The sequence below is a fragment of the Gammaproteobacteria bacterium (ex Lamellibrachia satsuma) genome (genome assembly GCA_019623805.1).
In the GTDB taxonomy this organism is placed as follows: domain Bacteria; phylum Pseudomonadota; class Gammaproteobacteria; order Chromatiales; family Chromatiaceae; genus QGON01.
The window spans coordinates 565,985-579,967 of record CP053680.1; the positions used below are offsets into that span (position 1 = coordinate 565,985).

Below are 13,983 nucleotides of genomic sequence, written 5' to 3' on the forward strand. Positions count from 1 at the left end.
CAGTGAGAAATCTCATACCCCGAAACCTGGCTATGCGCCTTGTAGTTTGAGATCTCTCCCCATGGTCGAGATGACAGTGACCCAATTAATCAGAGCTTCCTTAAGTAAGTATTCAGTAATTACCCACTATTCTCAAAAACACACTCCATTTTTACATCAATGCGCTGCTGAAAAACAGCAGAAATAAAATGGTCAACCAGTCGAAAAAACGGGGAGGGTCAAGCCCCCCGATCTTTCCTGTTAGGGTCAATCCCGCCGGACATCCCTGTCGCGGCAGGTCAAGTGATGGCCATCACTCTTCGTCTTCATCCGGGATCTTACCACCCTGATCCAGGGCATTGGCGTGCATCCAGGATACAGACGCATCGTAGTCATTCATGATGCCCTTGCCGTTCCAGTTGTAATCGTCCTCATCGGTAGCGAGGAAGGGAACACCCTCTTCGTTGACCTCATGACAGGCGGCGCATTTGAAAGGACCGTGGGAACCATCCGGGTTGTACTGCGGCGCCTGACGGTAGGTTGTCAGATCGGTACGCGGTGTCACCGGATAGAGACCGTGGATGGACTGATGACATGCCTGGCAAGCCAGACCCGCATGACCCTTGGAGTAACGCACGTTGGCGTACTTACCCGGCTGGGTGATCGGGAAGGCAACACCACCCTGACCTTCGACGTAAGGCGCCTCGTGGCAGTTTGCACAGTGAGGAACGCCAGGGGCCAGCCAGTAGTCACGGCCATGGGTTGCAGCATCGTAAGGCACTGCGGTAGCACCGGTTGCGCCTTCTGGCAGCTTCAGAGAAGCGATATCGATTGTCGGATTCGCGGAGAGCGGAACCACGCTGACGTTACCATCTTCGTCCTTGTTGATCATCGGACCATCACCCTTCAGGGCAATGACCGCTATGTCAGGAACCAGACGCTTCTGCGACCAGGTCTCCAGGATGCGGGATTTGCCGGGGGTGTCATGGCCTTTGCCGTCTAGGATGACTTTCGGATCCATCATCTCTTCCAGCTCTTTCATGCTGACACCAATACCCTTGGCGATCTCAGACAAAGACTTGTTACGCAGCGTCTTGCCTTCCTGTTTGAACGCATTGGTCAGTGCATCACGCTGATACAACTCACGGGAGAGCTGAGTGTGACAGTTGGTGCACCAGAGGCCCTTGCCGTTCCCGCCATTACCGATCTGGGAGACATTCTCCTGCAGCCAGTTACCGATTGCATTCAGATGCTCAGGTGTCTCTACACCGTCGGTATCCTTGCCGGGATTGGAGTGAACGTCACGACCGACGAAACAGCCGCCGGCAGCATCGCGATTATCGGTAGCCGCATAGGTGTTCTTGCCGTCCTGCGTAATCGGATAACCCTCCATGCTGCCGTCCTGACGATGGACAGGGTGACAGCCCTGACAAGCACCGGTACGGCCCTGGGAATCAGGCATTGGGGTAGCTTTCAGATGAACGCCATGAATAGCCTCGGTCAGAGACATGATCACCTTCTCTTTACCGGACTTCGGATCTTTGAAGGTTTTGGAGTTCAACACACCGATGACATTATCAGCATGACACTTCTGACAGAGTACCGGATCGCGACCAAGACGGTTCATGGTGGCGCGACTGCCCGGCTTGTAGTCCTTCATGAAGTCGGTGCCGTTGTTGTCGTCATGCATCTCCAGGATGGAGACAGATGTCGCCTTCAGATTGGCAATCCAGTCAGATGCACCAAGAGCCTTCCAGAAGGCCTTCTCTTGCTTGTAGAGGGTGTACTTGTCACCATTCCCGGTCTCATTCGAGTGGCAGTTGGAGCAGTTGGGAACATCAACAGGGTTGGTGCCCACGAAGGTAATCGGCTTGCCGCTGTGGCTATCCAGAACAGGTTCACCGGAATCGGCATCAACCATACTTACCCAGGCTTCCTGGAATGGCTGAATATCAGACTCCACCAGGGTCAACGGATCTTTTGCGGCCACGCTGTCGGTAAATGGGGTCAGAGCCAGACCGAGTGCATCCCAGATACCTGGATGAGTCAGCATGATCGGCACATTCTCCAACACGGGAGACTGAGTGTAGACGATAGTGCCCACCTCTCCAGTGTAGTGAAGGTGTCCACCCTGCATCGGGCTGGGGGCTGCCGCACCGGCAGGACCATTGTCCTTCGGCACAGGCACTTGCAGTCCTACACGCAGCTTCTCGCTTTCCTTACTGGTTCCCTTGGGGTTGCTCCCTTTCAGATCTTTATAGACATAAAGATGGGGCCAGTAGGCATTGGCAACGTTCTCGTTGGGACCGTACTTGCCGTCCTCATTGACGTCATAGGGAACATCCCAATACTTCAGCTTGTTGCCTTCTGAGAAGTTGTTGTCGATGTGTCCATAGTTGAGTTTGAAGCGTTTTTTGCCGTCAACAACAACCGTCGGATCATTTTCATCCGCTTCCAGCATCTCCGGGTATTTCTTTCTACCGGTTGCCGTCTTGATAACCTGAGACTGAATCGAGTTGTATGGCGGCAACACGCAGCAGTAGGTAAAATCGAAGCCGGTACAGTGCATGCCCAGCTCGTAGTTGATGGTGATGTTGTAATCGTTCTTCGGTTTGTTGGGATCTGCGGCAACCAATGGTCCCGCATAACGCTTCATTCCGCTGGGCGCTGCGGTTTCGTGAGCCATTGCAGCCTGTCCCCTGGCTTCCGCTGTGTCTCCAGCAGGCTGCTGGGTGGTACAACCAACAGCCACCGCGACAGTGAGAGCCGTGAGCACAAAGGTATTTCTACCCATTAGGAACCCCCTTTGGTTTCTATTTTCTACTGAGGAAAACCCAATTGAATGGGATGGTATTAAATGAAAAAACCGAATGCTACTTATTATCATCTGGAGCTAGGAAAACTATAGCAATCACAAGGGAAACCCACAATTTCCAAGTGAAATCAATAGGTTATTAATTTAGAATATAATGATTGTCATCGTAGTCTGGCTGTAGCCTGCAACAAACCATTAGAGATACCAACATGTCGTCAGGATTAATTTTCAGAATGAAGATGATGGGCTGGGATGGGCTGACAACCTTCTTTCTCTCAACGCTGATTGTCCTGCTATCGTTGGGATTGAGCCTGATACCATCACTCCGCACAGTCTGTCTGACTGCAAGAAAGACTCCCTCGACCGCTCCCGCCAAAGCACTGCTTATCGTGCTGGGCGCGCGCCTTGAGCAAGATGCTGTCTCTGCGCGCTTTATTACGCGGCTGCAGCGAGCATTGAACTTGTACAGGCAGGCGCCACCCAGGCCAATAATGATCCTGGGCGGTATCACAAGCCATAACCTCTTCAGCGAAGCAGAACGTGGACACGAGTGGCTGGAGTCTGAAGGAGTCAGCAGCAATGATATCCAAATGGAGATGCGCTCACGAAATACCCTGGAAAATCTGAAACATGCACGCGACCTGATAGATCAAAGCCAGCGGGTTCCCGTTTTCATCACAAGCCGTTTCCATCTGGCCAGATGCGCAGCCATGGCCAATGGTCTGGGGCTGCCACACCAGCTCTGCGCGGCGGAGGAGAAGCTGGTATTCAGACCCTCACTCATTTTTTTATGTCTGATGGAGGCCTTCTATCTACATTGGTACCAGGTGGGGAAATTCTGGTCCAGATTGACCCAAAACAGAAAAAGCCTGGAGCGGATCAGCTGATCTTTTGTTGACAGTCACCACCCCAGAAAAGAGAATATCCGCCCATTCAATGGGGGATGTCACTCATCCCGTTACTTTTTTGCTATTGAGCCATACCCGAAATGCTGGAAAACGAAGTCGCCACGCTGATTATCGATACCCTCAACCTGAGGGTCGACCCTTCATCCATCGACCCCCAGGCTCCCCTGTTCAACGAAGGACTCGGGCTGGACTCTATCGATGCGCTTGAACTCGCCATGTCGATCTCGAAAAAATACGGCTTTCAACTCCGTTCCAATGACGAGAACAACACCAACATCTTTGCCTCACTCAGTTCCCTGAGCAAACACATCGAATCCTGCCGCACGACGTGAGCGTCGGCACCTCCCATGTCCGGGGCCTGCGGCCGCTCGTCATGATGATGACCCTCAGTTATCCAATAACGCTACACCTCGCTATTATCAATGGTTTTCTGCAACTGGCCGTCTGGATACTGTTGGCGATTGCAGTGGCACACTCTCTTCTTATATTGAATTCGTCGAAACGCAAACTGACCGACCTGTTCCCACCATTCGTTGCAGCACTGGCAGTCATCTGTCTGCTGTTGAAGGTCGAGACCGCCCTCTATCTGCCGCCGGTTCTAATCTCCACTCTACTGCTCTATCTTTTTGGCCGGACCCTGTTACCCGGACAGGACCCCCTCATCACCCGTATCGCCCGCAAAATGGGCGACAATGATCTGCCTCATCGCCGCTACACACAGGTACTTACCTGGGTCTGGACGCTTTTCTTTGCAGCTATTCTCATCGAGTCCGTACTACTGGCGCTGTTCGCGACCATTGAAATCTGGTCCCTCTTCACCAATTTCATCAACTACCTCTTGATCCTGGTATTATTCCTGCTGGATTATCTGGTCTTCCGGGTCATCTATTTCCGCCGACCACCCTCTCTCAGCGCGGTCAGACGCATACTGCGGGAGAGAAACCTGCAACGGATAGTGCGAGATTGAACCACCTGCCTCTGACAACTCCAGCCGATCCGGAAAGAATCGTCGTCTGGTGTAACAATGAACCCCGCAGCCTGTCTCGACTGCTGATGGATGCAAGAACCCTGGACGGGCAGTTGCCGGATCGATCCTGCCTGATCAACCTCTGCGAAAACCGCTACCGATTTCTCGTTGGTCTGATTGCCGGCATTCTGAAGGGACAGAAAATCGTGCTGCCGCCAGGACGGGCAAATGAAGATCTCAAACGCCTGCAGCAGCGTTACGAATCGATCTATTGCCTGACCGACACAAATACACGGCAGGGTGACATAGAGATTCACCGCTACGTCGATCCCGTCTGTAGTAACCCGATTGAACAAGCGATACCCGTGGTACCCTCAGCCAAACCGCTCATTGAACTCTTCACATCCGGCAGCACCGGCAAAGCCACGCCCCACCAAAAAAGCTGGGGCACCCTCTGGGAAGGCGCCCGGCTGACCGGTGAACGGCTGGGTCTCGACCATCTGACCCAGGCGGCAGTACTCGCCACCGTCCCACCGCAGCATATGTTCGGACTGGAGGCATCCATCCTGCTGCCGCTGCGGTGGGGGCTTTCAGCCTCATCCGAACAGCCACTGTTTGCCGCTGACATCGTTGCATCGCTGGAAAAACTGCCAGCACCACGCATCCTCATCACCACCCCACTCCATCTGCGTAACTGTGTCGAGGAAGGGATCAAGTTACCGCAAACCGCCTTCATTCTGTCGGCCACATCAACCCTCTCCCCTACACTGGCAGCCCGGGCTGAGATACTGTTCGATACCCAGGTGCTCGAAATCTACGGTTCCACTGAAACCGGCGCAATCGCCACCCGCCGGCCAGCTCTGGAATCGGACTGGTCACTGTTACCGGGCATAACCCTGAATCAGGAAACGAAAGCGTGGTGGGTAACAGCCACCCATCTCCCGAAATCGATACTGCTCAGCGACCGGCTGAAAAAAACGTCGGAACACTGCTTTCTTCTGCTTGGCCGGGATAGCGACATGGTAAAAATCGCAGGCAAACGTGCTTCCCTTGAGGATCTCAACCTGCGGCTTCAATCTCTCGATGGTGTAGAGGATGGCGTCTTTTTCCTTCCCGACCAGAGATCAGCTTCGGTTCCCCGGCTCACCGCTTTTGTTGTCTCAAATAGTTTGGACGAGCAGGAGATTGCCCTGGCGTTGCGTGAACAGCTTGACCCGGCGTTCCTGCCCCGCCCGCTGTTTAAAGTCGACCGATTGCCGAGAAACGCAACCGGCAAACTCCCTCAGAGTACATTGGTTACCCTGTTCAAACAATGCGGGACAAAGCAATGATCATCCCCACAAACCACCCTGCCCTGGCTGGCCACTTCCCGGGTAACCCCCTGATTCCCGGCGTGGTGATTCTGGATTATGTGTTGCAGAAGGCCAGAAAAAAGGGGCTGGAAGTAACCGGTATCAGCCGTACAAAGTTCATCGCCCCCTTGCGGGCTGAAACCCCTTTCGAGATTGAGATCACCCTGTCGAAAGAGGAGTGTGAATTTCGTGTTCTGTCTGCGGGCGACACCCTCGCTCACGGCACATTGGACTGCCCGGACCACTTTTCGTGAGTCGCCAGTGGCTGAAACAATCCGAACGCGGCAGCCTGTTTCTGATCCGTTTGATCGCGCGCATCACCCTGCTCCTTGGTCGCCCGGTAGGTCGGCTGCTGCTCTACCCCATCACGCTCTACTTCGTTCTCTTCTCCGGTAAGGCGCGTAACGCTTCCCGGAATTATCTTAAACGGGTGGTGCCACAACCCATCGGCATGCGTCACATCTTCCGTCATTACCACACCTTTGCCGCCACCATCCTCGACCGGGTCTATCTGCTCTCCGGCAGACAGGTCTATTTCAACATCGATATCAGAGGTGAAACGTTGCTTCTTGAGCAGTTGAAAGATGGCCGGGGCTGTATGTTGCTGGGTTCCCATCTGGGCAGCTTCGAACTGCTGCGCAGTCTGGCGGCAACTCATCCGGATATTTCAGTAAAGGCACTGATGTATGAAGAGAATGCGGAGAAGATCAATCAGGTCATACAGACACTGAATCCGAAGATCGCCGACATGATCATCCCTATCGGCAGGCCGGACAGCCTGTTTCAGGTTCAGGAGGCCATCGAACGGGGCGAGATCATCGGTATCCTCGGCGACCGCATCGCCCTGGACGACAAACAGGTCAAGGTTCGTTTCTTCGATCAGACATGCCGTTTCCCCGCCGGACCCATGCTGATTGCAGGCTTGCTGAAGATTCCGGTGGTGCTGTTTTTCGGCCTCCACCGAGGAGGTCGAGACTACCAGATTCACTTTGAACGGCTTACCGAAGGTTTTCATCTCGACCGTGAGCAGCGTTCGCAACAGATCACCGAATGGACACAGCGTTACGCAAACCGGCTGGAGTACCACACCCGACAAGCACCCTTCAACTGGTTCAATTTCTACGATTTCTGGGATGAATCAGGGGATAGACCAAAGTGAACCCGGCGGCGAAACAAAACAGCCTGATCTGGCTGCTGCTGGTGATCGCCTCGATCTGGATCATTGTCACTGCCCCTCCACTGGAAAACGATATGGGTCAGTTTCTGCCCAGTGCGGTAACACCTCAGCAGGCACTGATGCTGGATGAGATCAGCCAGGGGACAGGATCACGTCTTTTCCTGCTGGCAGTCTCGGGTGGGGAACCGGCTCATCTGGACGAAACAAGCCGCACACTGAAACAGAAACTGTCAAATACCAGCCATTTCCAGCAAGTATTGAACGGCGAATCCCTGATCGACGAAAAAACCCGCCAACTACTTTTAGACTATCGTTATCTGCTGATAAAAACAGAGATCACCCAGGAAACCCTGCACAACGCCCTGCTGAAACGGTTGAGGGAACTCACCTCTCCAGTAGGTATGCCAGGCAGACGTTATCTATCCAACGATCCCACCGCCGTTTCCCGGAAGATCTTGGCTCGGTGGACATCCAACAATGGGGCTGTAGAGACCCGAGGAATCTGGCGTTCACCAGACAATTCTCAGATTTTGTTGATGCTGCAGAGTCACTATCCTGCAACGGCACTTGAGCAACAGGCGGCTGCGACCGAAAGTATCAGGCGTGCATTCGACACCCTGCCCGACCATGGAAGGCTAAACCTGACCATTACAGGCCCCCCCTATTTTGGGGTGGAGTCACGCCGCATCATCCGCCAGGAAGCGCGGTCGATGTCACTCTACGCCTCTATCGGTGTCGCCCTGCTGTTGCTCTTCTCCTTCCGTTCATTGCGGCTGCTGCTGCTGGCGGCACTGCCACTTGCCAGTGGTGTGCTGGCCGGAACCGCAACGGTTTTACTCACTTTCAACAGCATGCACGCCATCACCCTGGCCTTCGGCATCACCTTGATCGGTGTAGCGGTGGACTACCCAATTCACCTCTTCACCCATCTGCGCCATGGCGAATGTGGAGAGGAAGCCATGCAAAGAGTCTGGCCCATCCTCAGACTCGGACTGATCACCACCGCATTGGGATTCAGCGCCCTGCTGCTGACCGATTTCGGCGGACTGGCTCAACTCGGCGCCTTTGCGGTGGCCGGTCTGTTGGCGGCGGCCCTGGCGACCCGATATCTGCTGCCCACACTGACGCCGGAAAATGTACAGACCAACCCCTTTGAACGACCTGTCAGAAGACTCTTTTCTGCCCAATCATCCACCCGCCACAGGTCGGCCATCCCTCTGGTTATACTGGTGTTGTCCGGCCTCACGGTTTTCCTCTCGGGCGAACAACTCTGGGAGCATGACCTGAGGCGACTCAGTCCAATTTCAGCCGAGACACGGGAACAGGACCAACAACTGCGACAGCAGTTGGGAGAGGCGGATACCGGCCGCCTGCTGATCATTTCCGGCACATCCGCCGATGATGTCCTGCAGCAGAGTGAGCAGTTGGAGAGTTTGCTTGAGCATGCCGTCAAGAAGGGGCTATTGAGCCGATTCGATCTACCCTCCCGACTGCTGCCGAGCCACCGCATCCAGCTTGAAAATAGAAATCGACTACCTGATCGTCACTCACTGCAAAAAGATCTGGCCCAGGCAGCAGCGGGCATGCCCTTCAAAGCCGGGCTTTTTACCCCTTTTCTGGATGACGTGGCCAAGGCTCGCAAGCGTACCCCCCTCAGCTTCGAGCAACTGGAATCCTCTCCACTGGGCCTGCGTCTCTCCGCCCAACTGCAACGGAAACCGGATGGCAAATGGCGGGGGCTTATCCCCCTGACCGGCGTGAGTGACGAACCCGCTCTGGAACAGTTGGTAGCGCATGCAGGCATCTCTATCGCCTATCTCAACCTGCACCGGGACACCTCGGATCTGGTGGGCAGTTACCGGGACGAGGCCCTGCACCTCGCAGGCATGGGTGGTGTGGTTATCCTGTTTGTACTGCTCTTCGCGCTGCGCAATCTGTCTCAGCTTGTCCGGGTGACGCTCCCGGTGGCCACCGCAGTTCTCACCACTGCCGCCCTGCTGGCACTTCTGGGAGAGCAGCTCTCCCTCTTCCACATCGCCGCCCTGTTGCTGGTCTTGGGAATCGGTCTCGACTATGCGCTCTTCGTGGCGTACACGCCGACCTCCGACCCGGCATTCCCCGCCACCTTGAGTTCACTGCTGATCTGCAATCTGTCGACCCTGCTGGTTTTTGGATTACTGGCGGCAACCAGCGTGCCTGTTCTGAGCGCCATTGGTCTCACGGTCCTCACAGGCGCTGTTTTCAGCCTTATTTTCAGTGTATCGATGGTGCATAATGAGACGCATCCATAGTCCAATGCCAATAAGCGCCATTTGAATCGTTGATGGATCCACTCCAGATAACTGCATACACCACCGTCAGTGCTGCTGGAGATGGAAGAGAGGCACTACGAAGCGCTCTGCTCGAAGGCAAAGGGGGACTCCAGCCCAACGACTTCGGCCATGCCCCTCTCGATACCTGGATCGGGCGCGTGGCCGATCTGGAAAACCGGCCATTGGATGAGGGCGACCGGCAGTCCGAGTGCCGCAACAACCGCCTGGCCCTGATGGCACTCCAGCAGGACGGCTTTCTTACCGCAGTCGAGTCCCTCAAATCCCGCGTTGATCCAACCCGCATTGGACTCTTCCTCGGCACCAGCACCTCGGGCATCCTAAGCACCGAGCAGGCCTATCTGGAGCTGCGCAAGAGTGGACGCTGGCCTGCCGGGTATCACTTCAAAGGCAGCCACGACCTCTTCTCGGCAACCCAATTTGTGCGGCAGAAACTGGGTCTGAAAGGCCCCGCATTCTCAGTTTCCACCGCTTGTTCATCCAGTGCCAAGGTCTTCTGTGACGCCCACCGGTTCATCTCCACCGGACTCTGTGATGCCGCTATCGTCGGCGGTGTCGACTCACTTTGTCTCACGACACTTTTCGGCTTCAACTCACTGGAACTGGTCTCCGGGCAGCCTTGCCGTCCCTTCGACCAGAACCGCGACGGCATCTCCATCGGAGAGGCGGCAGGATTTATGATTCTGGAAAAAAATTGCACGACCGAATCAGGCGTCGCACTGCTCGGCTATGGCGAAAGCAGCGATGCCTACCATATCTCCACCCCGAGACCGGATGGCGCCGGTGCCGGACTCGCCATGAAGCAAGCCCTGAACCGGGCAGAACTGACAGTTGATGAGATCGACTACATCAATCTGCATGGCACCGCGACACCCAGCAATGACCGGGCTGAGGCCAACTCGATCAATCGGCTCTTTCCGTCATCAACCCCGTGCAGTTCCACCAAAGGCTGGACCGGACACACGCTTGGTGCGGCGGGGATCACCGAATCGATCATCGCCTGCCTGACGATTGAAGCGGGTTTTATACCCGGCACCCTCAACACCCAATCACCGGACCCAACCCTTGGACTCAACATACAGTGCTCGACTAAAACAGAGCCTGTAACCCGGGTATTGAGTAACTCCTTCGGCTTTGGCGGCAGTAACTGCAGTCTTCTCTTCGGGCGAACCTCATGTTGAGTTTCTATCTGGAGGCCCCCGCCGTTGCAGCCCCTGGGTTGGATGGCTGGGTAAACGCCAAACCCGTGCTGGCGGAAGAGACTGCCTATCGACAGACCCCCCTGCCCGATTATGTACCGAAAATACTGCCGCCAACCGCCCAGCGCAGAGGCAGTCAAAGCACCCTGCTGGCCACCCAGGCCGCCCAGGAATCACTGGGCACTACAGAGATCGCCCCAACGGAACTGGCCTCGATCTTCGCCTCCTCCATTGGTGATCCTGAGATCGTCGATCGGCTCTGCTCTGCATTGGCAGATCCGCAACCGATGGTCTCGCCCACCCAGTTCCACAACTCGGTTCACAACGCCCCCGCCGGCTATTGGAGTATCGCCATCGATTCGCTGGAGAGCACCAGCAGCCTGGCGGCCAGCGATGCCAGTTTCGCTGCGGGTCTTTTGTCGGCAGCCGTTCAATGCCGGGCTGAGTCACGCCCACTTCTGTTGGTCGCCTATGATCTGCCGTTTGAAGCACCACTGGATGCAGCCCGTCCGCTCTCCGCGCCATTTGCCACCTCGATGGTAGTAACGCCCTTCGCCACCAGACAGACCCAGCTGCACTGCACACTGGAAATTAACGCCATCTCTGCTCCAGCTTCCCGCATGGCTGACGCCAAATTGGAACAACTGCGCGTCGGCAACCCAGCAGCCCGCGCCCTGCCGTTATTGCAGCAGTTAGCCTCCCCGACTGAGAAAGAAACCCTCACTTTTGATTATCTGCCCGACTGCCAACAGCGATTGAAGTGCAAACCATGTTGAATAGACGGCAAATCTGCGAGCGTCTTCCCCACTCAGGCAGCATGTGCCTGCTCGACAGAGTGGAGCACTGGGATAACGACTACATCCAATGCATTGCAATCAACCACAGAGAACCATCAAACCCACTACGCAACCCTGAGGGGCTGCCCACAATCAGCGGCGTCGAGTACGCCGCACAAGCCATGGCGGTTCACGGCAGTCTGTTTGCAGATGACAACTCGCCCCGCGTGGGTTTTCTTGCCGCGCTACGGGATCTCGAACTCAAAACAGAATGGCTGCATAATCTGCCGGGAGAGCTGATTATTTCCGCTCACAAGCTGGCTGCTGATGAGGGTGGCGCCATCTATGATTTCCACATGGAAGCCAACTCGGAGTCCTTGATGGAAGGACGGGCCACGGTGATCTATCAGAACAGAGGGAGAGAATCTTGAAACGTGCACTGGTAACAGGAGGCAGTGGCACCATCGGCGGCACAATCTGCAGAAAACTTGCTGCCGATGGCCTGTTTGTACTAATCCACGCCAACAGCAAACCGGAACGGGCCAGGCAACTGGCTGAAGAGATCAACAACCAGGGGGGGTTTGCCGAAGCGGTCTGTTTTGATGTGCGGGACAACAGACACAGTAAGGAGGTCCTCGAACATCTGCTGCACGGGGGACCGGTACAGGTACTGGTAAACAATGCCGGCACCCACGATGACATGCCGATGGCAGGCATGGAAGCCGACCAATGGCAGAATGTCATCGATGTTTCACTGAACGGTTTTTTCAACGTCACCCAACCCCTGCTGCTGCCGATGATGTCCACACGATGGGGGCGCATCATCTCACTCTCTTCTGTGGCAGGCATCATGGGGAACCGGGGACAGACCAACTACGCTGCCGCCAAGGCAGGGCTGCACGGCGCCAGCAAGTCCCTGGCCATTGAACTGGCCTCCCGTGGCATAACCGTAAATGTAGTTGCCCCTGGCGTTATCGAATCCCCGATGCTCGGAGAGCACTTTACACCGGAAGTCATCGACCGGTTGGTGCCAATGAAGCGTGCTGGCAGGCCTGAAGAGGTGGCGGATCTGGTCTCTTTCCTCGCCTCTGAAAGCGCCGCCTATATCTCGGGGCAGATCATCTCCATCAACGGCGCAATGGCCTGAGTCAGGGACAGGATGTCGATTCCAGTAACAGTGGTCATACCCGCCTATAATGAGGCGGCCACCATTCGTGATCTGGCGAAACGTGTCTTGCAGTATACATCCCAACTCATCGTGGTGGATGACGGCTCCAGTGACGGCACAGCTGAGCAGCTTGCCGATCTGCCGTTGACACTAATCAGGCATCAGGAAAACAGGGGTAAGGCGGCCAGCCTGCACGATGGCATGCAGGCGGCGGTGAAACAAGGCGCCAGATGTGTGATCACCCTTGATGGCGACGGCCAGCATGTACCGGAGGATATTCCCAAACTCTATGCAATCTGGGAGGACAATCCGAAACACCTGGTCATAGGCGCACGCCTGCAAAATCGTGAACAGGCCCCCAATGCGCGGCGCCGCGCCAATAACTTTGCCGACTTCTGGATATCCTGGGCGGCGGGCTGCCGCATCCACGACAGTCAATCCGGGCTCCGACTCTATCCTGCCGATGCGATTCAATCAGTTTTCGTTTCTCACAGCAGGGAACGGGGGTTTGTGTTTGAGAGTGAATACCTGATCGAAGCAGCAAAAAAGGGGTTTGGGTTCAGCACGGTTCCCGTCGAGTCCCGCTATCCGCAGCAGGCACGGACAAGCCACTTTCGCCCAGTGGCGGATATTACCCGTATCGTCCTGATGGTGGCGGGGAAACTCATCGCAAGCGGCATGTATCCCATGGGACTCTACCGGGTTTTATTCAGAGAGAATAACGAACCTGACAGGTTTCCTCATGAGAAATAAGCGAGTAAACTTTCAGCCGCAGGTTATGTATAAGCCTTTATCAACTTAAGGAGAGTTAGTGATGAAGCAGAAATTATTGGGCGTTCTGATCGTCGGTATGGTTACACTATTCCTGGCGGGATGCCCGCATCAGGCAATGGTCTACAACGTTGAGGACGCATCCGTTGTCGCCAACAAGGATGGGGTCACCATGGACGATGTCCGTAAGGCTATCATCCGCGCCGGGGCTACTCTCGGCTGGAACATGAAAGATATGGGATCCGGCCTGGTTGAAGGCACCATTCATCTTCGCTCCCACATGGCACAGGTCGATATTCCGTATGATGCCCAAACCTACAGCATCAAGTACAAAAACAGCGACAACCTAAAGTACGATGGCGAAAAGATCCACAGCAACTACAACGGCTGGATTCAGAACCTCGACCGGGCGATCAAGGCGCAGTTGAGTACGCTCTGATACCGGTTGTTTCTGGAACAATAAACCACCCCGCTGCATGTTGCGGGGAATTAAACCAGCCACCTTGTAGGTTGGGTTAGGTGCACATCGCCGATAAGATCA

Annotated in this window: 14 protein-coding genes; 13 read left to right on the top strand and 1 reads right to left on the bottom strand. The window is 55.3% G+C overall.

What is annotated here, in order from left to right:
- Positions 1-292 precede the first annotated feature (292 nt).
- Entirely contained in the window at positions 293-2,773 is a 2,481-nt protein-coding gene (locus HPY30_02545) for a hypothetical protein (protein ID QYZ64964.1), read from the bottom strand.
- 254 nt (positions 2,774-3,027) lie between these two features.
- On the opposite strand from HPY30_02545, the gene HPY30_02550 reads away from it, so the two are divergent.
- From HPY30_02550 to HPY30_02610, 13 genes are all read left to right on the top strand, one after another.
- Positions 3,028-3,681, top strand: a complete 654-nt coding sequence (locus HPY30_02550) for a YdcF family protein (protein QYZ64965.1) — start codon at positions 3,028-3,030, stop codon at positions 3,679-3,681.
- 104 nt (positions 3,682-3,785) lie between these two features.
- Positions 3,786-4,034 carry an acyl carrier protein gene (locus HPY30_02555; protein ID QYZ67880.1) on the top strand — a complete coding sequence of 83 codons (249 nt, stop codon included), beginning with the start codon at positions 3,786-3,788 and terminating at the stop codon, positions 4,032-4,034.
- Positions 4,031-4,669: a ketosynthase gene (locus HPY30_02560; GenBank protein ID QYZ64966.1), complete on the top strand. Its 639-nt coding sequence runs from the start codon at positions 4,031-4,033 to the stop codon at positions 4,667-4,669. Before HPY30_02555 ends, HPY30_02560 begins: the two co-directional genes overlap by 4 nt.
- Positions 4,666-6,000 carry an acyl-CoA synthetase gene (locus HPY30_02565; GenBank protein QYZ64967.1) on the top strand — a complete coding sequence of 445 codons (1,335 nt, stop codon included), beginning with the start codon at positions 4,666-4,668 and terminating at the stop codon, positions 5,998-6,000. Before HPY30_02560 ends, HPY30_02565 begins: the two co-directional genes overlap by 4 nt.
- Positions 5,982-6,275: a hypothetical protein gene (locus tag HPY30_02570; GenBank protein QYZ64968.1), complete on the top strand. Its 294-nt coding sequence runs from the start codon at positions 5,982-5,984 to the stop codon at positions 6,273-6,275. Before HPY30_02565 ends, HPY30_02570 begins: the two co-directional genes overlap by 19 nt.
- On the top strand, positions 6,272-7,180 hold the full coding sequence (locus HPY30_02575; GenBank protein QYZ64969.1) for a lipid A biosynthesis acyltransferase: 909 nt from the start codon (positions 6,272-6,274) through the stop codon (positions 7,178-7,180). The genes HPY30_02570 and HPY30_02575 overlap by 4 nt, the downstream gene beginning before the upstream one ends.
- Positions 7,177-9,489: an MMPL family transporter gene (locus tag HPY30_02580; GenBank protein ID QYZ64970.1), complete on the top strand. Its 2,313-nt coding sequence runs from the start codon at positions 7,177-7,179 to the stop codon at positions 9,487-9,489. The genes HPY30_02575 and HPY30_02580 overlap by 4 nt, the downstream gene beginning before the upstream one ends.
- Before the next feature lie 32 nt (positions 9,490-9,521).
- Positions 9,522-10,709: a beta-ketoacyl-[acyl-carrier-protein] synthase family protein gene (locus HPY30_02585; protein ID QYZ64971.1), complete on the top strand. Its 1,188-nt coding sequence runs from the start codon at positions 9,522-9,524 to the stop codon at positions 10,707-10,709.
- Positions 10,703-11,503 carry a 3-oxoacyl-ACP synthase gene (locus HPY30_02590; GenBank protein ID QYZ64972.1) on the top strand — a complete coding sequence of 267 codons (801 nt, stop codon included), beginning with the start codon at positions 10,703-10,705 and terminating at the stop codon, positions 11,501-11,503. Before HPY30_02585 ends, HPY30_02590 begins: the two co-directional genes overlap by 7 nt.
- A complete protein-coding gene (locus HPY30_02595; protein ID QYZ64973.1) occupies positions 11,497-11,934 on the top strand; it encodes a hypothetical protein in 438 nt (145 codons plus the stop codon). The genes HPY30_02590 and HPY30_02595 overlap by 7 nt, the downstream gene beginning before the upstream one ends.
- The gene (gene fabG / locus HPY30_02600; GenBank protein QYZ64974.1) at positions 11,931-12,650 is read left to right on the top strand and encodes a 3-oxoacyl-ACP reductase FabG; all 720 of its coding nucleotides are present in this window, start codon (positions 11,931-11,933) and stop codon (positions 12,648-12,650) included. Before HPY30_02595 ends, fabG begins: the two co-directional genes overlap by 4 nt.
- Before the next feature lie 12 nt (positions 12,651-12,662).
- Positions 12,663-13,424 (top strand): glycosyltransferase family 2 protein, encoded by a 762-nt coding sequence (locus HPY30_02605; protein QYZ64975.1) that lies wholly within the window; start codon positions 12,663-12,665, stop codon positions 13,422-13,424.
- Positions 13,425-13,485: 61 nt separating this feature from the next.
- A complete protein-coding gene (locus tag HPY30_02610) occupies positions 13,486-13,881 on the top strand; it encodes a hypothetical protein (GenBank protein QYZ64976.1) in 396 nt (131 codons plus the stop codon).
- Positions 13,882-13,983: the final 102 nt, after the last annotated feature.

Excerpts from the sequence above, each read along its gene's own strand:
- HPY30_02550 (QYZ64965.1), top strand. The coding sequence starts at position 3,028 with ATGAAGATGATGGGCTGGGATGGGCTGACAACCTTCTTTCTCTCAACG.
- HPY30_02605 (QYZ64975.1), top strand. The coding sequence starts at position 12,663 with ATGTCGATTCCAGTAACAGTGGTCATACCCGCCTATAATGAGGCGGCC.
- HPY30_02610 (QYZ64976.1), top strand. The coding sequence starts at position 13,486 with ATGAAGCAGAAATTATTGGGCGTTCTGATCGTCGGTATGGTTACACTA.
- HPY30_02570 (QYZ64968.1), top strand. The coding sequence starts at position 5,982 with ATGCGGGACAAAGCAATGATCATCCCCACAAACCACCCTGCCCTGGCT.
- HPY30_02585 (QYZ64971.1), top strand. The coding sequence starts at position 9,522 with ATGGATCCACTCCAGATAACTGCATACACCACCGTCAGTGCTGCTGGA.
- HPY30_02595 (QYZ64973.1), top strand. The coding sequence starts at position 11,497 with ATGTTGAATAGACGGCAAATCTGCGAGCGTCTTCCCCACTCAGGCAGC.
- HPY30_02590 (QYZ64972.1), top strand. The coding sequence starts at position 10,703 with ATGTTGAGTTTCTATCTGGAGGCCCCCGCCGTTGCAGCCCCTGGGTTG.
- HPY30_02545 (QYZ64964.1), bottom strand. The coding sequence starts at position 2,773 with ATGGGTAGAAATACCTTTGTGCTCACGGCTCTCACTGTCGCGGTGGCT.